14 protein-coding genes are annotated in these 21,724 nt (G+C 66.4%); 11 read left to right on the top strand and 3 right to left on the bottom strand.

The genetic code is table 11. The annotated features are described in order from the left end of the window. Nucleotides 1-19 precede the first annotated feature (19 nt). The 10 genes from ACZK3W_RS10480 to ACZK3W_RS10435 all read left to right on the top strand — a co-directional run bounded on the left by ACZK3W_RS10480 (nt 20) and on the right by ACZK3W_RS10435 (nt 14,828). Nucleotides 20-2,008, top strand: a complete 1,989-nt coding sequence (locus ACZK3W_RS10480) for a chemotaxis protein CheA (protein ID WP_032129224.1) — start codon at nt 20-22, stop codon at nt 2,006-2,008. A 352-nt stretch (nt 2,009-2,360) separates the two neighbouring features. Continuing rightward, on the top strand, nt 2,361-4,610 hold the full coding sequence (locus ACZK3W_RS10475) for a methyl-accepting chemotaxis protein (protein ID WP_478450787.1): 2,250 nt from the start codon (nt 2,361-2,363) through the stop codon (nt 4,608-4,610). 158 nt (nt 4,611-4,768) lie between these two features. Continuing rightward, nucleotides 4,769-5,542 (top strand): flagellar brake protein, encoded by a 774-nt coding sequence (locus tag ACZK3W_RS10470; protein ID WP_049401200.1) that lies wholly within the window; start codon nt 4,769-4,771, stop codon nt 5,540-5,542. 204 nt (nt 5,543-5,746) lie between these two features. After that, on the top strand, nt 5,747-6,238 hold the full coding sequence (locus ACZK3W_RS10465) for a chemotaxis protein CheW (protein WP_049401162.1): 492 nt from the start codon (nt 5,747-5,749) through the stop codon (nt 6,236-6,238). A 136-nt stretch (nt 6,239-6,374) separates the two neighbouring features. Beyond that, a complete protein-coding gene (locus ACZK3W_RS10460; RefSeq protein ID WP_106467940.1) occupies nt 6,375-6,758 on the top strand; it encodes a hypothetical protein in 384 nt (127 codons plus the stop codon). 101 nt (nt 6,759-6,859) lie between these two features. After that, nucleotides 6,860-9,238, top strand: a complete 2,379-nt coding sequence (locus tag ACZK3W_RS10455; protein ID WP_478450786.1) for a methyl-accepting chemotaxis protein — start codon at nt 6,860-6,862, stop codon at nt 9,236-9,238. Nucleotides 9,239-9,981: 743 nt separating this feature from the next. Further along, nucleotides 9,982-12,258: a methyl-accepting chemotaxis protein gene (locus tag ACZK3W_RS10450; RefSeq protein WP_201119044.1), complete on the top strand. Its 2,277-nt coding sequence runs from the start codon at nt 9,982-9,984 to the stop codon at nt 12,256-12,258. Nucleotides 12,259-12,295: 37 nt separating this feature from the next. Further along, a complete protein-coding gene (locus ACZK3W_RS10445) occupies nt 12,296-13,165 on the top strand; it encodes a CheR family methyltransferase (RefSeq protein ID WP_050509861.1) in 870 nt (289 codons plus the stop codon). Beyond that, on the top strand, nt 13,162-13,758 hold the full coding sequence (gene cheD, locus ACZK3W_RS10440; protein ID WP_008264676.1) for a chemoreceptor glutamine deamidase CheD: 597 nt from the start codon (nt 13,162-13,164) through the stop codon (nt 13,756-13,758). The genes ACZK3W_RS10445 and cheD overlap by 4 nt, the downstream gene beginning before the upstream one ends. Next, nucleotides 13,755-14,828, top strand: coding sequence for a protein-glutamate methylesterase/protein-glutamine glutaminase (locus ACZK3W_RS10435; RefSeq protein ID WP_121503191.1), 1,074 nt, complete (start codon nt 13,755-13,757; stop codon nt 14,826-14,828). Before cheD ends, ACZK3W_RS10435 begins: the two co-directional genes overlap by 4 nt. A 512-nt stretch (nt 14,829-15,340) precedes the next feature. Here ACZK3W_RS10435 and acnB read toward each other — a convergent pair. The 3 genes from acnB to ACZK3W_RS10420 are packed head-to-tail and all read right to left on the bottom strand — an operon-like array spanning nt 15,341 to nt 18,602. After that, nucleotides 15,341-17,932, bottom strand: coding sequence for a bifunctional aconitate hydratase 2/2-methylisocitrate dehydratase (gene acnB, locus ACZK3W_RS10430; protein ID WP_478450785.1), 2,592 nt, complete (start codon nt 17,930-17,932; stop codon nt 15,341-15,343). Nucleotides 17,933-17,972: 40 nt separating this feature from the next. Continuing rightward, nucleotides 17,973-18,371: a type II toxin-antitoxin system VapC family toxin gene (locus tag ACZK3W_RS10425; RefSeq protein WP_008267153.1), complete on the bottom strand. Its 399-nt coding sequence runs from the start codon at nt 18,369-18,371 to the stop codon at nt 17,973-17,975. Nucleotides 18,372-18,377: 6 nt separating this feature from the next. Beyond that, complete coding sequence (locus ACZK3W_RS10420; RefSeq protein ID WP_005409505.1) at nt 18,378-18,602, bottom strand: AbrB/MazE/SpoVT family DNA-binding domain-containing protein; 225 nt, start codon at nt 18,600-18,602, stop codon at nt 18,378-18,380. Between the two features lie 302 nt (nt 18,603-18,904). Between ACZK3W_RS10420 and acnA the strand changes: the two genes are divergently transcribed. After that, entirely contained in the window at nt 18,905-21,658 is a 2,754-nt protein-coding gene (acnA, locus tag ACZK3W_RS10415) for an aconitate hydratase AcnA (RefSeq protein ID WP_478450784.1), read from the top strand. The last annotated feature ends 66 nt before the right edge of the window (nt 21,659-21,724 follow it).

Here is a 21,724-nt window from a genome sequence, read left to right as displayed (position 1 = left end):
CTTCCGGACCACCACTGCCATGAGCATGGACCTGCAACGCTTCCACGCCACCTTCTTCGAGGAGAGCCGCGAAGGCCTCGACGCGATGGAGGCTGGCCTGCTGGCCCTGGAATCGGGGCAGCAGGACGCGGAGATCATCAATTCGGTGTTCCGCGCCGCCCACTCGATCAAGGGCGGCGCCGGCACCTTCGGCTTCGATGCGATCGCCGGCCTGACCCATGTGCTGGAAACGCTGCTCGATGAGCTGCGTGCCGGCAAGCGGGCGCTGGAAGGCCACGCCGTCGACGCCATGCTGTCCTCGGTGGACGTGCTGCGCGCCCTGCTGCGCGAAGCCGAACACGGCCAAGCCGCCGATCCCGCCGCAGTTGCTGCGGTGAAGGCGCGCCTGGAGGCGGTTCTTTCCGGCGAGGCCGCAGCGAGCGCCCCCGCGGCCGCCGCAGCCAAGGTGGACGATACGCCGGAAGCCTGGCAGATCGGCTTCACCCCGGCGCCATCGCTGTTCATGAGCGGCAACGACCCGCTGCGCATCATCCGCGAACTTGAGCACCTGGGTTCGCTGCAGGTCGCCGCGCGCATGGAACGCCTGCCCGGCTTCGCCCAACTCGACCCGCTCGAGGCCCACCTGGCGTGGGACCTGGGTCTGGTCGGCAAGGTGCCGCGCAGCAAGATCGAAGACACCTTCGCCTGGGTGCTTGACGACTGCGAACTGGACATCCGTCCGGCTGCGCCGCCGAGCCTGGCCACCGAGGCACCTGCCACACCCGCCCCTTCCACACCGGCTGCCGTTGTACCGGCGGCACCCGCCGCCGCTGCCAGCAGCGCTGGCGGCCAGGAAGCCGAAACCTCGATCCGGGTCAGCGTCGACAAGGTCGATGCGCTGATCAACCTGGTCGGCGAACTGGTCATCACCCAGGCCATGCTCAAGCAGGTCTCGCACGCGCTGGACCCGGTCCACGCCGAGAGCCTGTTCGCCGGCCTGGACCAGCTTGAACGCAACACCCGCGACCTGCAGGAAGCGGTGATCGGCGTGCGCATGCTGCCGGTCGATGCGGTGTTCCGCCGCTTCCCGCGCCTGGTCCGCGACCTGTCCAGCCGCCTCGGCAAGCAGGTCCGCCTGCGCACCGTCGGCGAAGGCACCGAACTGGACAAGGGCCTGATCGAAAAGATCGCCGATCCGCTGGTGCACCTGGTGCGCAACTCGATCGACCACGGTCTGGAAATGCCCGACGTACGTCGCGGTGCGGGCAAGGACGAGACCGGCACGATCACCCTGGCAGCCTCGCATCAGGGTGGCCATATCGTCATCGAAGTCAGCGACGACGGCCGCGGCCTGGACCGCGCCAAGATCCTGGCCAAGGCCACCGAACGCGGCCTGGCGGTGCCGGACAACCCGACCGATTCGCAGGTCTGGGACCTGATTTTCCAGCCGGGTTTCTCCACCGCCGATGCAGTCACCGACCTGTCCGGCCGTGGCGTCGGCATGGACGTGGTCCGCCGCAACATCCAGGCACTGGGGGGCGAGGTCCAGATCGAAAGCAGCCTCGGCGCCGGCACCCGCACGCTGATCCGGCTGCCGCTGACCCTGGCCATCCTCGACGGCATGACCGTGGCAGTGGCCGGTGAAACCCTGATCCTGCCGCTGGCTTATGTGCTTGAGGCCCTGCAGCCGCAGGCCGAGGACATCCGCAGCATGGCCGGCGAAGGCCGCGTGCTGCGCGTGCGTGGCGAGTATCTGCCGATCCTGTCGCTGAGCGAGTACTACGGCTACGGCAACCGCGCACCGGGCAGCGAATCGCTGGTGGTGGTGGTTGAAGGTGATGGCCAGAAGATTGCGCTGGAAGTGGACGAGCTGGTCGGTCAGCAGCAGGTGGTGGTGAAGAACATCGAGAACAACTACCGCCGCATCGGCGGGGTATCCGGTGCCACCATCCTTGGCGATGGCCGCGTGGCCCTGATCGTCGACATCGGCGGTCTGGTGCGTTCGCTGCGGATGCCGCAGGCCGCCTGATCCACGTTGCATGCGTGCACTGAGCCGCCGCCCTTCGGGGCGGCGGTTTTCGTTTGCGCGCACGGCCACGATCTGACCGCGCTCGCTTCGCCAGGCATACCGTGAACTCCGTCTGCACGAAGGTTTCGGGCGCAACCTTGCCGTTCAAGCGAAAGCCCTGTCATGGCGCCACTTTCGCGCCGCCGTCCCTACGCAACCGAATGTGATCTGCGTCCATAAAGTCCATCCGAACTGCGCCGCTATTTCGCTTTGACGGCCGTCACCGAACCCCCACCGGGCACCACCGTTCGCTCTGCAACCACCCCCAGCCGACGCAACGACGCCGGCGCCCTGCCCACCTGGAGCACCCTGCATGAAGTGGTTCCACGATCTGCCCATCGCCCGCAAGCTGGCCGTGGGGTTCACCCTCACCACCCTGATGACCGTCGTACTGGGCGCTTTCGCTCTGGTCCGCCTGTCCGAGGCCAACGCGCAGTTGAGCGCGATGGCCTCCAACGATATTCCGTCCGTGCAGTACCTCGGCGAAGTGCGCTCGCAGCTGGGTGAGTTCCGCACCTATGAGCTGGCCCAGCTGAGCATGCTGGACCAGCCCGAGAAGGTGGCCGACTACAACAAGCGCATGGACGACACCGCCGCCGTCGTGCGCGAACAGCTGGCCGCGTACGCCAAGCTGCCGGCCGGCGCCAAGGAGCGCGAGCTCTACCGCGCCGTGCAGGCCGACGTCGATGGCTACTTCGCAGCCAATGCCAAGCTGCGCGAAGCGGCCACCGCCGGCGATGGCGTCGTCGCACGGCAGATCTCCGACGACCAGTCGCGCCCGCTGCGCCGCAAAGCCTTTGAAGACCTCAAGGCACTGGGCGCGTACAGCAGCTCGCTGATGCAGGACAAGATCAACAACGCCAACGCCACCCACCGCAACAGCATGCTGGCGATCATTGCCGTCGTAGTATTGCTGGTTGTGGTCGCCGCAACCCTGGCAACGGTCATCTCTCGCGCCGTCACAGGCCCGCTCGGCAAGGCCGTGCACGCGATCCAGGCCGTTGCCCGTGGCGATCTCAGCGTCAGCACCCAGGCCACCAGCAAGGACGAAGCCGGCAAGATGCTGGCCGCCACCACCGAAATGACCGCGATGCTGCGCCGCTTCTCCGAGCAGACCCAGCTGATGGCGCAGATGCACGCTGGTCCGGACATCAGCCATCGCATTCCGGAAGACTTCCCGGGCGTCTACGGGCAGCTGGCCAGCGGTATCAACACGGTCATCTTCGAACATCTCGACGCGATCCGCGATGCCATCGACGTGCTCAACCAGTACGCCACCGGCAACCTCACCCCGGATGCACGCCGCCTGCCGGGCAGCCGTGCGATCCTGCACGAGTCGATGGATGCGGCCAAGGCCAGCCTGTTGGCCATCAACACGCAGATCCAGCAGCTGGCCTCGGCAGCCGCCGCCGGTGACTTCAGCCAGCGCGGCGATGCGCAGCGTTTCGATCACGATTTCCGCGTGATGATCGAACAGCTCAACAGCATGATGCAGGTGGCCGACGGCAACCTCGGCCAGCTCTCGCAGCTGCTGCAGTCGATCGCCGCCGGCGACCTGACCGCACGCATGGACGGCCAGTTCAACGGCGTGTTCGCGCGCATGCGGGACGACGCCAACACCACCGTTGCGCAGCTGACCCAGATCGTCGGCCAGATCCAGGCCAGCGCCGGCAGCATCACCCTCGCCGCCGGCGAGATCGCGTCGGGCAACAGCGACCTGTCGCGCCGTACCGAGCAGCAGGCCGCCAACCTGGAAGAAACCGCCGCTTCGATGGAGGAACTGACCTCCACCGTGCGCCAGAACGCCGAGCATGCACGCCAGGCCAACCAGCTCGCGATCGGCGCGCATGGCGTCGCCTCGCAGGGCGGCGAAGTAGTCGGCCAGGTGGTCACCACCATGTCGGCCATCGAAGCCTCGTCGAAGAAGATCGCCGAGATCATCAGCGTCATCGACGGCATCGCCTTCCAGACCAACATCCTGGCTTTGAACGCGGCGGTGGAAGCCGCCCGTGCCGGTGAACAGGGCCGCGGCTTCGCCGTGGTCGCCAGCGAAGTGCGTACCCTCGCCCAGCGCTCGGCTGCCGCCGCCAAGGAGATCAAGGGCCTGATCGACGACTCCGTCGGCAAGGTCGCCGAAGGCTCCAGCCTGGTCCACCAGGCCGGCAGCACCATGGGCGAGATCGTCGCCTCGGTGCAGCGGGTGACCGACATCATGGCCGAGATCTCCGCGGCCTCGCAGGAACAGTCGGCCGGCATCGAGCAGGTCAACCAGACCGTGGTGCAGATGGACGAGACCACCCAGCAGAATGCCGCGCTGGTGGAAGAAGCCACCGCCGCCGCACGTGCGATGGAAGACCAGGCCGTGCAGCTGGATGAAGCCGTGGCCCGCTTCCGGCTGGCATCGCAGGGCACCACCGCCATCCCGGCCCGCCCGCTGGCGGCACCGGTACCGCGCCAGGTTGCAGCCGCCGCACCGGCCGCAAAGCCGGTCCCGGCGCGTACGCTGCGCACCGCGACGGCCCAGCCGGCGCTGGCCGGAGACGGCGACTGGCAGGAGTTCTGATGTACCCGGGGTCGGATCCCTTTCCTTCGGGAAAGGGATCCGACCCCTGACGCATGGAAAGTGATGCAATTCTCACTTCATAATCGGGCACAGTGGCCGATATCCCCATCGAGCCTCGCGCCAACGCGTGCTGGCGCCCGCCCCTGACCGTAGATTCCATGTCCGACGGCAACGACACTGCAGTGCATGATGTCCACGCGGCTGATGCCGCTGACGAACGTTTCCTGGTCCGTAATCCGCGCCAGCTGCGGCAGCTGTTGCGATCGCTGATCGACCAGCGATCACTGATCAATGCGCATATCGACGGCCGCGACCGCTCGTTCCCAACCGCGCTGCTTGAACTCGACGAGGACGACGACACCCTGCTGCTCGATGGCAGCCCGCAGGAGGCGTCCAACCGAGCCGCCGAACAGGCCGACCATCTGCTGTGCTTTGCCCAGCTCGAACGTGTGCTGGTGCGGTTCCGCCTGCAGGCACTGCAGCGTGTGGACAACGACGGCCACGTCGCCTTCCGTGCCCCTCTGCCGATTGAACTGGTCCATCTGCAACGACGTGAGATGTACCGGCTGGAGACGCCAGTCACCGATTCGCCCCAGCTGCTGATCCCCGCCGGCGAGAGCCGTGCCGAAGCGCTGTCGATGCGGGTGGTGGACATCAGCGGCGGCGGCCTGGCGGTGGCCGTACCTACCGACTGCGCAGTGTTCAGCCTGCAGAAGCGCTACCCGGCGATGCTGTCGCTGCCCGACGGCCCCGACCTGGAGATCGAGCTGGTCGTCTGCAACCTGCTGCCGCAGCGCCAACCCAATGGCATCGAGATCAAGCGCGTGGGCATGCGCTTCGACATCCTGCCGCGTGGCGCCGACAGTGCCATCCAGCGCTACATCTTCCGTATCGACCGCCAGCGCAAGGCGCGCCGCAACGGCGAGCTGTAAGGCCTCCCGACCGGTAGTGCCGGCCGCTGGCCGGCAATGGTCTTATCCACATTGTTGCCAGGTTGCCGGCCAGCGGCCGGCACTACCGCTTCCCGTGTAGATCCACGCCATGCGTGGATGCCTTCCCCCGGCACCTAAAGTCCCCCGACGAGGGGCCGATATCGAGCCTGACACCGGGACTTCCGGCAGAACCAGGACCCCTCGATGAACGACAAGACCAGCTCCGCCGCCAGCGCCGGTGGCGAATTCCTCAGCTTCACCCTCGGTGCCGAGCACTACGGCGTGGACATCCTCAAGGTCCAGGAAATCCGCGGCTATGACGCGGTCACCCGGGTCCCGGATGCACCGGACTACATCAAGGGCGTGATCAACCTGCGCGGCACCATCGTCCCGGTGATCGACCTGCGCCTGAAGCTGCGCCTGGACGATGCCCGCTACGACGCCTTCACCGTGATGATCGTGCTGAACGTCGACGACCGCGTGGTCGGCATCGTCGTCGACAGCGTCTCGGATGTGATCCCGCTGTCGGCCGAGCAGATCCGCCCGACCCCGGAATTCGGCGCCGCCGTCGATACCCGCTTCATCTCCGGCATCGGCACGCAGGACGACCGCATGCTGATCCTGCTCGACATCGAGACCCTGCTGGACAGCGCCGACATGGGCCAGGCCAGCGTCGTTGAAGACGCCGCTGCCTGATCGAACGGACCTGCTTCACGTTCTGGTCACAAAACCCTTCAGTTCCCTTCGGCAGTGCCGATAGGGGGACAGAAGCCGGTCGCGCAGGAGCGCGCAGGACCGGAACGACCATCACCATCCCCGGAGATACACCTCGATGAAGTCCCTGCTTGCGTTCGTTTCGGCCGCTGTACTGGCCACCACTGCTTCCGCCGCGTTCGCCCAGTCGGCCGACATGATCCCGCCGGAACTGGCACCGCGCTCGGTCGGCAAGGACGGCATGGTCTGCGGCAAGGTCGAGAAGGCCCGCTACGCAGAAGGTTCCGAAGGCCAGCCGACCTTCCTGTACATGGGCGGCGCCTTCCCGCGCCACACCTTCTCGGCCCGCATCGCTGGCGAGAACCGCAGCAAGTTCTCCTTCCCGCTGGAAACCCTGGAAGGCAAGACCGTCTGCGTGATCGGCAAGATCCAGCGCGACGCCTCGCGCGCGGAAATCGAAGTCAGCTCGCCGGCCGGCCTGAAGCTGGCCAACATCAAGTAATCCGCTGTCCGTCGAACCACGCCGGACCTGGTGCCGGCGTGGTTTCTGCTGCAACCGGGCCCGATGCCCGGGCGCGTCTGCCTTAGGAGCTCGCAACGCCCATGCCGTGGATCAACAACCTGAAACTGATGCCGAAGCTGCTGCTGACCTTCGGTGTCCTCCTGCTGGTGATGCTGCTGCAGGGTATCGTCGCCTATCGCGGCCTGCACTCGCTGAACAACGTCACCACCGAGCTGGCGGGTTCTCGCATGGAGAGCATCCGCATGGCCGGCGAGATGCGCGGCATGCTGGGTGAATACCGCAACGCCGCCTACCAGCAGCTGATCCGCGCCAGTGACGACGTCAAGGCTGATGCACGCAAGCAGACCGTCGAGCTGCGTACCAGCATGGACAAGTCGATCAAGGACTATCCGAAGCTGGTCGACAACGCACAGCAGAAGAAGCTGTTCGACACCTTCGCCAAGGAATGGAAGGACGCCCTGGCCTCCTATGACAGCGTCACCGAGATGCTGGAACTGGACCTGCCGGACGACGCCATCGATACCTTCGTCGGCGAGACCCGCACCAAGCACCGCAAGGCCGCTTCGGCGCTGGAAGCGCTGATCGCCGAAGACAACCGCCTCGCCCGCGCCTCGCGCGAAGAGGCCGAATCCACCTACTCCGCCTCGGCCGTGCTGACCGTGATCGCCCTGCTGGGCGGCGCCGCACTCGGCCTGGTGCTGGTCTGGCTGTTTGCCCGTGCCCTGGTCGGCAGCGTGCGCGGCGCCGTCTCGGTTGCCAACGATGTGGCCGGCGGCAAGCTCGATGGCCACATCGACGTCAGCCGCCAGGACGAAGTGGGCGAACTGATGCAGGCGATGCAGCGCATGCAGCGCGACCTGCGCGAGCGCACCGAAACCGACCAGGCCATCGCCCGCGAGAACCTGCGCATCCGCACCGCGCTGGACTACAGCTCCACCGGCGTGTACCTGACCGACACCAGCAATACCATCGTCTACACCAATCGCGCCCTGCAGCAGACCCTGAGCCAGTACCAGGACGACGTGCGCCGCGACCTGCCGGACTTCGACGCGCAGGCCTCGCTGATCGGCAAGCCGGTCACTGTGCTGGAGCATCGCGGCGAGATGGACCAGACCCTGCTGGGCAACCTGAAGGCACACGGCGTCGCCCGTCGCCCGATGCAGTACGGCGATGCCCAGTTCGCCCAGGTGGTTTCCACCATCCGCAATGAAGGCGGCGACACCGTCGGCTACGTGGTGGAATGGCGCGACCGCACCCAGGAAGCGCAGGTGGAAGCCGAAGTGGCCCGCGTGATCGCCCAGGCTGCTGCCGGCGACCTGTCCGGCCGCATCGATTCCAGCGACAAGGAAGGCTTCTTCCTGCAGCTGGCCCAGCAGATCAACGGCCTGCTCGACGCCAACGCCGGCAGCATCGAACAGATCTCCGGGCTGCTTGCCGCACTGTCGCAGGGTGACCTGACCGTGCGCATGCACGGCGACTACCAGGGTGTGTTCGCCCGTATGCGAGACGACGCCAACGCGACCGCCGCGCAGCTGAGCGAGATCGTCACCCGCATCAAGCAGTCCAGCCGCGCGATCAGCTCGGCCGCCGGCGAGATCGCCTCGGGCAACAGCGATCTGTCGCGCCGCACCGAGCAGCAGGCCGCCAATCTGGAAGAAACCGCCGCGTCGATGGAGGAACTGACCTCCACCGTGCGCCAGAACGCCGAGCACGCCCGCCAGGCCAATCAGCTCGCCATAGGCGCACATGGCGTCGCCTCGCAGGGCGGTGAAGTGGTCGGCCAGGTGGTCACCACCATGTCGGCCATCGAAGCCTCGTCGAAGAAGATCGCCGAGATCATCTCGGTCATCGACGGAATCGCCTTCCAGACCAACATCCTGGCGTTGAATGCTGCAGTGGAAGCTGCCCGCGCAGGTGAACAGGGCCGTGGCTTCGCCGTGGTCGCCAGCGAAGTGCGCACCCTCGCCCAGCGCTCGGCTGCGGCCGCCAAGGAGATCAAGGGCCTGATCGATGATTCGGTCGGCAAGGTCAACGACGGCTCGGCACTGGTGCACAAGGCCGGCGCCACCATGGGCGAGATCGTCGCCTCGGTGCAGCGCGTGACCGACATCATGGCCGAGATCTCTGCGGCTTCGCAGGAACAGAGTGCTGGCATCGAGCAGGTCAACCAGACCGTGGTGCAGATGGACGAAACCACCCAGCAGAACGCCGCGCTGGTGGAAGAAGCCACCGCCGCCGCACGCGCAATGGAAGAACAGGCCGGTCACCTCAGCGAGGCCGTGTCGATCTTCGTGGTGGATGAAGCCGAGACCGTGGTTGCCCCGCGCATCGCCGCTGCCCCGGTCCCGCGTGCTGCCGCACCGGCCGCACCGGCCCCGGTCGCCCCGCCGGCCCGCCGCACCGCCGGTGGTCGCCCCATGGCCACCGAACTGGCCGATGGAGACTGGCAGGAATTCTGATGCCTGCCTGACCTGATGTACGAGAACGCCCTGGCCCTGCGCTGGGGCGTTTTTGTTTACGGGGTATCTGGATATCCAGCCAACGGCGAAGCCCCTCGGGGTGGTCGCGGTAGGCGCGTGGCTACTGAGGGTTGGCCGGGAGGGTGGGCTGCGCAGGGGCCGCTGCAAGTACGTCCATGTAAGCTCGGTCGCCGCATCCATGCGGCTCACGCCCCTGCGCAGCCCACCCTCCCGGCCACGGACAGTTTCCGTGCGCGTCCACCCCGGATTGAAGAAAGAAGAGCAAGAGCAACAGCACCGCTTCCGGGTTCAGATTCGCTTTCCGCAGGAAAACGGATCTGCCCCCTCTTCCCACTTGGAAAGCCAACGCTCTTGCCGTCCGTCACAGGAATGCCGAGAGGGCTGGGTCGGGGTGGGCTGGCGGGACCGTTGGCGCCATGGATGGCGCCATCGAGCCCCCAAGGACGGGTTTACGGCGTGTCCCGCCAGCCCACCCCGATCCAGCCACCCACTGAAAATTCAGAGCCGACCAACCGCCGTTGCTGTTGCTGTTGCTGTTGCTGTTGCTGTTGCTTCAAAAGCCTGCCGCAGGCAGCGCCGCAGCCGCCGCTGCAAGGAAACCTGAATACGTTCGGACACCGCACCTCAATCCCCCGCCCGCGCGGCCGATAACGGGGTTGTCACCGCTTGTCCCGCTGTGACCGGCACGGCGCCGCCCGCCCGCTTCGACCTGGTCCTGCTCGATGAATCTCATGCATCGCTGGCAACACTACTTCAGCAACCTCTCCGTCCGGCGCAAGCTCAACCTGCTGACGCTGCTCATCGCGCTTGGCGTGATCGCGCTCTCTGTGATCGCCGCCCGCATGCAGTACCTCGACCTGACCGAGACCCGCAAGACCGCGCTGAAGACCCAGGTCGAACTCAGCTACGGCATCCTCCAGCACTACCATCGCCTGGCCGGTACCGGCGAGCTCAGCGAGGACGCGGCCAAGGCCGCCGCCCTGCAGGCGCTGGAAGTGATGCGCGCCGATAACGATGCCTACTACTTCAACATCTACGACACCGGCTACCGCCTGCTGATGCACCCGTTCCGCAAGGACCTGGTCGGCAAGGACATGAAGGACTTCCGCACCGACGACGGCGTGCGCATCTACTACGACCAGGTGGAAGCAGCCAAGGCCGGTGGCGGCTTCGTCAACTACCGCTGGGCCAAGCCCGGCAGCAAGGGCGAGGTCGAGAAGGTGGCTTACGCCGGCCTGTTCGCGCCCTGGAACTGGGTGGTCAGCAGTGGCGTCTACATGGACGACGTGCAGAAGCAGGCACTGGTGTTCACCGCCATCATGGCCGTCTCCGGTGGCGTGCTGGTACTGATCGTGCTGGCCCTGAGCTGGCTCATCGGCAACCGCATCGCCGTACCGCTGAAGCAGGCAACGGCCGTCGCCGAGGGTATCGCCCGCGGCAAGCTGGACAGCCACATCGGCCCGCAGCCGCATGACGAGACCGGCCGCCTGCTGGACGCCATGTCCGGCATGCAGCAGCAGCTGCACGCGGTGATCAGCGGCCAGCGCGAGATGGCGCGTCGCCACGACGGCGGCGAACTGAGCTACCGCATCGATGCCAGCGCCTTCCCCGGCGAGTACGGGCTGATGGTGCAGGAAACCAATGCCCTGGTCGGCGGCCACGTGCAGACCCTGCACGATGTGCTGGACGTGGTGCAGCAGTACGCGGTGGGCGATCTGAGCCGCGACGTCGCGCGCTACCCCGGCGAGAAGGCCGCGATGACCACCACCGTCGACACGGTCAAGGCCAACCTCGGCCGCATCAACGCCGAGATCAAGCAGCTGGCCAGTGCCGCCGCCGCAGGCGACTTCAGCCGCCGTGGCGACGCGCAGCGCTTCGATCACGATTTCCGCCTGATGCTGGAAAACCTCAACGCGATGATGGCGGTCAGCGATGACAACCTCGGCAAGCTCTCGCAGCTGCTGTCGGCCATCGCCGAAGGCGACCTGACCGCGCGCATGCACGGCGACTACCAGGGCGTGTTCGCACGCATGCGGGACGACGCCAACACCACCGTCACCCAGCTGACCCAGATCGTCGGCCAGATCCAGGCCAGCGCCGGCAGCATCACCCTGGCCGCCGGTGAGATCGCCTCGGGCAACAGTGACCTGTCGCGCCGTACCGAGCAGCAGGCCGCCAATCTGGAAGAAACCGCCGCGTCGATGGAGGAACTGACCTCCACCGTGCGCCAGAACGCCGAGCACGCCCGCCAGGCCAATCAGCTGGCGATCGGCGCGCAGGGTGTTGCTTCTCAAGGCGGCAGCGTGGTCGGCCAGGTGGTCAACACCATGTCGGCCATCGAAGCCTCGTCGAAGAAGATCGCCGAGATCATCTCGGTCATCGACGGCATCGCCTTCCAGACCAACATCCTGGCGCTGAACGCCGCAGTGGAAGCCGCACGTGCCGGCGAACAGGGCCGTGGCTTCGCCGTGGTCGCCAGCGAAGTGCGTACCCTCGCCCAGCGCTCGGCCGCCGCGGCCAAGGAGATCAAGGGCCTGATCGATGATTCGGTCGGCAAGGTCGCCGAAGGCTCCAGCCTGGTGCACCAGGCCGGCAGCACCATGGGCGAGATCGTCGCCTCGGTGCAGCGCGTGACCGACATCATGGCCGAGATCTCCGCGGCTTCGCAGGAGCAGTCGGCCGGCATCGAGCAGGTCAACCAGACCGTGGTGCAGATGGACGAAACCACCCAGCAGAATGCTGCGCTGGTGGAAGAAGCCACCGCCGCCGCACGTGCGATGGAAGAACAGGCTGGCCAGCTGGCCGACGCCGTGGCGATCTTCCGCCTGGACAACCAGGTCTCGGCCGCGATGAAGGCAGTGGCCGCGCGTGTCGAGCCGGTGCATGTCGCCGCCGCCGTGGCGCGTCCGCGGCCGGCTCCGACGCCAGCACCGGTACGCCGCACCGGCAGCAACGCCAGCACCTTCGTCGCCAGCGACAGCGACTGGCAGGAATTCTGAGACCCACCCGCGGCGGCTTCGGCCGCCGCCTCTGCCGATGGACACGTCCCCCGTGCAAAGTCCTACTCCCATCGTCACCGGCCCGCGCGAATTCGAGTTCGCCGACCGTGATTTCCGCCGCGTCTGCGACCTGATCTACCAGCGCGTGGGCATTGCCCTTGCTCCGGCAAAGCGCGACATGGTCTATGGCCGCCTGTCGCGCCGCCTGCGCACGCTGGGCATGCGCAGCTTCCAGCAGTATCTGGACCATCTGGAGCAGGAAGACGGTGACGAGTGGCAGGCGTTCACCAACGCCCTGACCACCAACCTGACCTCGTTCTTCCGCGAGCCGCACCACTTCGACAAGCTGCGCGAGGAGCTGCAGCAACGCTCCAGCCGCACGCCGCTGCTGCTGTGGTCGTGCGCCGCCTCCACCGGCGAAGAGCCCTACTCGATGGCGATCACCGCCTGCGAAGCCTTCGGCACCCTGAAGCCACCGGTACGCATCATCGCCACCGACGTCGATACCCAGGTGCTGGCCACCGCCGGCCGTGGCGTCTACAACATCGACCGCGTCACCAGCCTCGATCCGGATCTGCGCCGCCGCTACTTCCAGCGCGGCAGCGGCCCCAACGAGGGCCAGTGCCGCGTGCTGCCGGCGCTGCGCGAGCTGATCGAGTTCCGCCCATTGAACCTGCTTGCCCCGCGCTACGACGTCGGCGGCCCGTTCGACGCACTGTTCTGCCGCAACGTGATGATCTACTTCGACAAGCCGACCCAGCGCGCGATCCTCGGCCGGCTGGTACAGCACCTGTCCGACGATGGCCTGCTCTACACCGGCCACTCGGAGAACTACCTGCATGCCGCCGACCTGATCCAGCCCTGCGGACGCACCCTGTACCGCCGTGCGGCAAAGGCAGGCGCATGAACGCATCGCTGCGCACCGATGATGTGATGCGTTACCAGGACGCGCGCTTCAAGACCATTGCGGCCAAGCTGCTGCCGACCCAGTACCTGGTGGTCGATGACACCACTGCGCTGACCACCACGCTGGGCTCCTGCGTGGCGGCCTGCCTGCGCGACCCGGTGCTGAAGATCGGCGGCATGAACCATTTCCTGTTGCCCGAGGGCAACGCCGGCGACGGCGCACCTGCGCGCTATGGCAGCTACGCGATGGAGCTGCTGATCAACGACATGCTCAAGCGTGGCGCCCACCGCAAGCGCATCGAGGCCAAGGTGTTCGGCGGTGCCAACGTGCTGAAGGGTTTCACCAGCAACCCGGTCGGTACCCGCAACGCCGAGTTCGTGCGCCAGTACCTGCAGGCCGAGCATATTCCGATCATCGCCGAGGACCTGTGCGGCATCCATCCGCGCAAGATCTGGTTCTTCGCCGATACCGGCCGCGTGGTGGTGCAGCGCCTGCCGCATGCCCATGAGGCCGAAGTGGCCGCGACCGAATCGGCGGTGCGTGCACGCCTGTCCAAGGCCCCGGTCACCGGCGGCGTGGAGCTGTTCGAATGACCCTGACCGGCAACGCCCCCTGCCGGGTCCTGATCGTCGACGACTCCGCCGTCGTGCGCCAGATGCTCACGGAAATCCTGTCCAGCGATCCGTCCATCGACGTGGTCGGCACCGCCGCCGACCCGCTGCTGGCGCGCGAGAAGATCAAGCGCCTGGCCCCGGACGTGATCACCCTGGACGTGGAAATGCCGCGCATGGACGGCCTGGCGTTCCTGGAAAACCTGATGCGCCTGCACCCGCTGCCGGTGGTGATGATCTCCTCGTTGACCGAACGTGGCGCCGACACCACCCTGCAGGCGCTGGCGCTGGGTGCGGTGGACTTCGTCTCCAAGCCGAAACTGGACGTGGCGCGCGGCCTGCAGGGCTACGCCGACGAGATCATCGCCAAAGTGAAGATGGCGGCGCGCTCGCGCGTTCGCCCGCTGGTGCGCGCTGCCGCACCGAAGCTCCTGCTGGACGCCTCCCCAGCGACGCGTCCCGCCACGCCTCAGTTCCGCACCACCGACCGGCTGATCGCGATCGGCTCATCGGCCGGTGGCACCGAAGCGCTGCGTGTGGTGCTGGAAGGCATGCCCGCCGACGGCCCGGCCGTGGTAATGACCCAGCACCTGCCGGCCAGCTTCAGCAGCGCCTTCGCCGAACGCCTGGACCGGCACTCGGCGATGGCCGTGCGCGAGGCCAGCGACGGCGAAGCGGTGCTGCCCGGCCACGCCTACCTGCCACCGGGTGGCAAGCATCTGCGGATCATCCGCGACGGTGCGCGCTGGCGTTGCCGGGTCGACGACGGCCCGGCAGTGAACCGGCACAAGCCGGCGGTGGACGTGTTGTTCCGCTCGGTCGCGCAGAACGCCGGTGGCAACGCCATCGGCGCCATCCTCACCGGCATGGGCGATGACGGTGCACGCGGCCTGCTGGAAATGCGTCAGGCCGGCGCACCGACGCTGGTGCAGGACGAGGCCACCAGTGTGGTCTGGGGCATGCCCGGTGCCGCGTTCAAGCTCGGCGCCGCCGAGGAACAGGTGCCGCTGGAACGGATTGCCGAGCGGTTGCTGGCGCTCGCGCGCGGCTGATTGCGCGCCCCGGCTCAAGGACTCCGCTTGCAGTAGATCCACGCCATGCGTGGATGCCGTTGTAGAGTCGAGCCATGCTCGACTCATCGCGCATGGCGCGAACAGCAGCCACGCGTGGATTCGGCACTACAGGCCATCAGGCAACAAAAAAAAACCCGGCTTTCACCGGGGGTTCTTCGTTTCAACGGGTTGCCGGCCAGCGGCCGGCACTACCATGCGTCGTCCGCTCACAAAAAACCCCCGGCGCGAGCCGGGGGCTTTTCGTTACCGCATCAGGCGGCGACCGTCTTGGCCACGTCCTGGTGTTCCTCGATCTGGTCGAAGTTCATGTAGCGGTAGATCTCCGCACCATTGGCGTTGATTCGGCACTACAGGCCATCAGGCAAAAAAAAAACCCGGCTTTCACCGGGGGTTCTTCGTTTCAACGGGTTGCCGGCCAGCGGCCGGCACTACCATGCGTCGTCCGCTCACAAAAAACCCCCGGCGCGAGCCGGGGGCTTTTCGTTACCGCATCAGGCGGCGACCGTCTTGGCCACGTCCTGGTATTCCTCGATCTGGTCGAAGTTCATGTAGCGGTAGATCTCCGCACCATTGGCGTTGATCACGCCGATGTCCGCCATGTACTCCTCCTTGGTCGGGATGCGGCCCAGACGCGAGCAGATCGCCGCCAGTTCCGCCGAACCCAGGTACACGTTGGTGTTGCGGCCCAGGCGGTTCGGGAAGTTGCGGGTCGAGGTCGACATCGCGGTGGAGCCTTCGCGGATCTGCGCCTGGTTGCCCATGCACAGCGAGCAGCCCGGCATTTCCATGCGTGCACCGGTGGCGCCGAAGGTGCCGTACACGCCTTCCTTGGTCAGCTCCGAGGCATCCATCTTGGTCGGCGGGGCCACCCACAGGCGGGTCGGCAGGTCACGCTTGCCTTCCAGCAGCTTGGCAGCCGCACGGAAGTGGCCGATGTTGGTCATGCACGAACCGATGAACACTTCGTCGATCTTGGCGCCGGCCACTTCGGACAGGGTCTTCACGTCGTCCGGGTCGTTCGGGCAGGCCACGATCGGCTCGTGGATGTCGGCCAGGTCGATCTCGATGACGGCAGCGTATTCGGCATCGGCATCCGGCTCCAGCAGCTCCGGGTTGGCCAGCCACGCTTCCATCTTCTCGATACGGCGCTGCAGCGAACGCGGATCCTGGTAACCCTCGGCAATCATCCACTTCAGCAGGGTGATGTTGCTGTTGAGGTACTCGATGATCGGCTCCTTGTTCAGGCGCACCGAGCAACCGGCCGCCGAACGCTCGGCCGAGGCGTCGGACAGTTCGAACGCCTGCTCGACCTTCAGCTCCGGCAGGCCTTCGATTTCCAGGATGCGGCCGGAGAAGATGTTCTTCTTGCCAGCCTTGGCCACGGTCAGCAGGCCCGACTTGATCGCGTACAGCGGGATCGCATTGACCAGGTCGCGCAGGGTCACGCCCGGCTGCATCTTGCCCTTGAAGCGCACCAGCACCGACTCCGGCATGTCCAGCGGCATCACGCCGGTGGCAGCGGCGAAGGCAACCAGGCCCGAACCGGCCGGGAACGAAATGCCCACCGGGAAACGGGTGTGCGAGTCACCACCGGTACCAACGGTGTCCGGCAGCAGCATGCGGTTGAGCCAGCTGTGGATCACGCCGTCGCCCGGACGCAGCGAGACGCCGCCACGGGTGGAGATGAACTCCGGCAGGGTGTGGTGGGTCTTCACGTCCACCGGCTTCGGGTAAGCGGCGGTGTGGCAGAACGACTGCATCACCAGGTCGGCCGAGAAGCCCAGGCAGGCCAGGTCCTTCAGCTCGTCACGGGTCATCGGGCCGGTGGTGTCCTGCGAGCCGACCGAGGTCATCTTCGGTTCGCAGTAGGTGCCCGGGCGCATGCCCTGGCCTTCCGGCAGGCCACAGGCGCGGCCGACCATCTTCTGCGCCAGCGAGAAGCCCTTGCCGGTATCGACCGGCTGCACCGGCAGGCGGAACAGATCGGTCGGGGCCAGGCCCAGCGCTTCGCGCGCCTTGCCGGTCAGGCCACGGCCGATGATCAGCGGAATGCGGCCACCGGCGCGCACTTCGTCGAACAGCACTTCGGACTTGACCTGGAACTCGGCGATCACTTCACCGTTCTTCAGCGCCTTGCCTTCGTACGGACGCAGCTCGACCACATCGCCGTGCTCCATCTTCGACACGTCCAGCTCGATCGGCAGTGCACCGGCATCTTCCATGGTGTTGTAGAAGATCGGGGCGATCTTCGAACCCAGGCAGACGCCACCGGCGCGCTTGTTCGGGATGAACGGAATGTCATCGCCGGTCCACCACAGCACGCTGTTGGTGGCCGACTTGCGCGAGGAACCGGTGCCGACCACGTCGCCAACGTAGGCGACCAGGTGACCCTTGTCCTTCAGGTCGAGGATCTGCTGGATCGGGCCGCGCTTGCCGTCTTCTTCCGGGGTGAACGGCGCGTCGTCGCGCTTGTTCTTCAGCATCGCCAGGGCGTGCATCGGGATGTCCGGGCGGGTGGTCGCGTCCGGCGCCGGCGACAGGTCGTCGGTGTTGGTTTCGCCCGGCACCTTGAACACGGTGACGGTCAGGCTCTGCGGCACTTCCGGGTTGTTGGTGAACCACTCGGCGTCGGCCCAGCTCTGCAGCACGGCCTGGGCGTTGGCGTTGCCGGCCTTGGCCTTTTCCTGCACGTCATGGAAGGCATCGAACACCAGCAGGGTCTTCTTCAGACCGTTGGCGGCGATGGTGCCGACGCTGGCATCGTCCAGCAGCTGCACCAGCGGGGCGACGTTGTAACCGCCGAGCATGGTACCCAGCAGTTCGGTGGCGCGCTCACGGCTGATCAGCGGGTTCTGCTCGCTGCCCAGGGCGATCGCCGCCAGGTACGAGGCCTTGACCTTGGCCGCGTCATCGACGCCGGCCGGCACGCGGTGGGTCAGCAGGTCGAGCAGGAACTCGGCCTCGCCCTGCGGCGGGTTCTTCAGCAGTTCGATGACATCGGCCGTCTGCTGCGCGCTCAGCGGCAGCGGCGGGATGCCAAGCGCAGCGCGCTCGGCGACGTGGTGGCGGTAGGCTTCCAACATGACAACTCCCGGGTAATGCGTAGGTTGAAAAAAAGTGGGCTCAGGCTTGCGGCACGATCAGCTTCAGGCCCTTGAAGTAGTCGCGGTAAAACGTGTCGTTCCAGGTGATCAGGCCATCGCACTGCAGCAGTGCGTGGGCGCCGACCATGAATTCGTCCAGGCTGCGGCGGCTGCCGCTGCGCTGGCGGTGGCGGCGGTGCATCTCGCCGGCGCGCAGCGCCGACTTGGCTTCCATCGGGTTGAAGTGCACGCCCATTTCTTCCAGCGCTTCGAGCACCTCGGCACCGCCACGCAGCGATGCGCAGACCTCGGCCAGGGTCGCGCCGCAGACCACCACGCGGCCACCGACCAGGCTCTGCCTGAGGATGGCTTCCACGGCATCGGCCTGCGGGCCATTGCTGAGCAGCTCGACCAGCACCGGAGAGTCGACGGCGATCATCACGGCTTATTCCTCGTCACGCACCGCACGTACCGCTGCGTCGGACGATTCGAAACCGTCCAGCGCGAACTTGCCGCGCGCCCGTGAAATGGCATCGTCAACACTCTTGCGCAGGATGATGCGGCTGCCGTCCAGCTCGACCTTCAGCAGCGTGCCCTTGGTCAGGCCGAGGGCATCACGCACCGCCTTGGGCAGGGTGATCTGTCCGCGTTCTGCAACAGTGGCTTCCATCGGTAGGCCCTCCAGAGTATGCACAAATTATACATACTTCCCCGGGCATACTTCCACCCTGAACAGGACCGGCAACCCGCCAGCCCTTGCCTCGCAAAGGATCGGCCACAAACGTGACATACGCCATACACCTTCCCCTGTAGTCTGGAACCGATGCCGCAGGCCGGAACCCGGCCCGGATGAATCCATTCAGTCTGGGGTTCATACTGGGACCACCGGGGCCGTCAGGCCCGCGGCGACCGCAAGCAGGTCCGCCCATGCGCGGGCCACTGCAAGCCATCCGCAAGAAGGAGTTACCCCGCATGAGCGATTCGTTCTCCACCCGCAGCCAGCTGAACGTCGGCGGCAAGACCTACGACTACTTCAGCCTGCCCACGCTGGGCCAGCGCTTCGATATCTCCCACCTGCCCTACTCGATGAAGATCCTGCTGGAGAACCTGCTCCGGCACGAGGACGGCGGCATCACCGTCGGCAAGGACCACATCGAAGCCGTGGCCCGCTGGAACCCGGCGGCCGAGCCGGACACCGAAATCGCCTTCATGCCGGCGCGCGTGGTCCTGCAGGACTTCACCGGCGTGCCCTGCGTGGTCGACCTCGCCGCGATGCGCGACGCGGTGGTCAAGCTCGGCGGCTCGCCTGAGCAGATCAACCCGCAGATTCCCTCCGAACTGGTCATCGACCACTCGGTGCAGGTCGACGTGTTCGGCAAACCGGACGCGCTGGACCTCAACGGCAAGATCGAATTCCAGCGCAATCAGGAACGCTACGGCTTCCTGCGCTGGGGCCAGAAGGCCTTCGACAACTTCAAGGTAGTGCCGCCGAACACCGGCATCGTCCACCAGGTGAACCTGGAGAACCTGGCCCGCGTGGTGATGACGGCGGACAAGGACGGCAAGGCGATTGCCTACCCCGATACCGTGTTCGGTACCGACAGCCACACCACCATGATCAACGGCATCGGCGTGCTGGGCTGGGGCGTGGGCGGCATCGAAGCGGAGGCGGCCATGCTCGGCCAGCCGTCGTCGATGCTGATCCCGCAGGTGGTCGGCTTCAAGCTGACCGGCAAGCTGCCCGAGGGCGCCACCGCCACCGACCTGGTGCTGACCGTCACCCAGATGCTGCGCAAACTGGGCGTCGTCGGCAAGTTCGTCGAGTTCTACGGTGACGGCCTGCAGCACCTGCCGCTGGCCGACCGCGCCACCATTGGCAACATGGCCCCGGAATACGGCGCCACCTGCGGCATCTTCCCGATCGACGCCGAGTCGCTGAACTACCTGCGCCTGTCCGGCCGCAGCGAAGAGCAGATCGATCTGGTTGAAGCCTATGCCAAGGCGCAGGGCCTGTGGCACGAACCGGGCAGCCCGCACGCGCAGTACAGCACCACGCTGGAACTGGACATGGGCACGGTGAAGCCGTCGCTGGCCGGCCCGAAGCGTCCGCAGGACCGCGTGCTGCTGGAAGACGTGCAGAAGAACTACCGCGAAGCCCTGGTTGGCCTGACCACCAACCGTGACAAGCGCAGCGACGATGTCTCCTCGTTCGTCAACGAAGGCGGCGGTGCGGCGGTCGGCAACGAGCAGCTGGCCAAGGGCTACGCGGACATCGAAACCGAAGGCCGCAAGGTCCGCCTGAAGGATGGTGCGGTGGTCATCGCTGCCATCACCTCGTGCACCAACACCTCCAACCCGGCGGTGATGATCGGTGCTGGCCTGCTGGCCCGCAACGCGGCCGCCAAGGGCCTGAACCGCCAGCCGTGGGTGAAGACCTCGCTCGGCCCAGGTTCGCGCGTGGTCACCGATTACCTGGAAAAGGCCGGCGTACTGAAGGAGCTGGAGAAGATCGGCTTCTACGTGGTCGGCTACGGTTGCACCACCTGCATCGGAAACTCCGGCCCGCTGCCGACCGAAGTCAGCGCCGGCATCGCCACCGGCGATCTGGTGGTCACCTCGGTGCTGTCCGGCAACCGCAACTTCGAGGGCCGCGTGCACCCCGAAGTGAAGATGAACTACCTGGCCAGCCCGCCACTGGTGGTGGCCTACGCCATCGCCGGCACCACCGACATCGACCTGACCACCCAACCGCTGGGTACCGGCAGCGATGGCCAGCCGGTGTTCCTGCGCGACATCTGGCCGAGCAACAAGGAAATCGGCGACGTCATCGCTGCCACCATCGGCCCGGAGATGTTCAAGCAGAACTACGCCGATGTGTTCAAGGGTGATACCCGCTGGAACACCATCGCTTCGCCGGACGGCAACCTGTACGAGTGGAGCGATGCCTCCACCTACATCAAGAACCCGCCGTACTTCGATGGCATGACCATGCAGACCGGCAGCATCGACGACGTGCACGGTGCTCGCGTGATGGGCCTGTTCGGCGACTCGATCACCACCGACCACATCTCGCCCGCCGGCAACATCAAGAAGGACTCGCCGGCAGGCCGCTTCCTGCAGGAGCGCGGCGTGCAGCCGGCCGACTTCAACAGCTACGGCAGCCGCCGCGGCAACGATGACGTGATGGTCCGCGGCACCTTCGCCAACATCCGCATCAAGAACCTGATGTTCGGTGGCGAGGAAGGCGGCAACACCCTGTACTACCCGGCCGGCGGCGGCCAGCCGGAGAAGCTGGCGATCTACGATGCAGCCATGAAGTACAAGGCTGACAAGGTGCCGCTGGTGGTGTTGGCCGGCAAGGAATACGGCACCGGCTCGTCGCGTGACTGGGCGGCCAAGGGCACCCTGCTGCTGGGGGTGAAGGCGGTCGTGGCCGAGAGCTTCGAGCGCATCCACCGCTCCAACCTGGTCGGCATGGGCGTGCTGCCGCTGCAGTTCCGCAACGGTGAAAACGCACAGAGCCTGGGCCTGGACGGTTCGGAAGTGATCGACATCACCGGCCTGCAGGACGGTGCCAGCAAGCGTGCCACCGTCACCGCGACCAAGGCCGACGGCACCAAGAAGACCTTCGAAGTCTCGGTGATGCTGCTGACCCCGAAGGAAGTCGAGTACTTCCGCCATGGCGGCCTGCTGCAGTACGTGCTGCGCCAGCTGGCAGCCAAGTAACTGGTAGCGCCGGGCCATGCCCGGCGGATCCCGGAAGCAAACGCAAAGGGCCGGATCCTCACAGAT

The organism is Stenotrophomonas sp. 80084_Sma (assembly GCF_056481995.1).
This window is presented reverse-complemented; position numbering and strand designations above follow the sequence as displayed.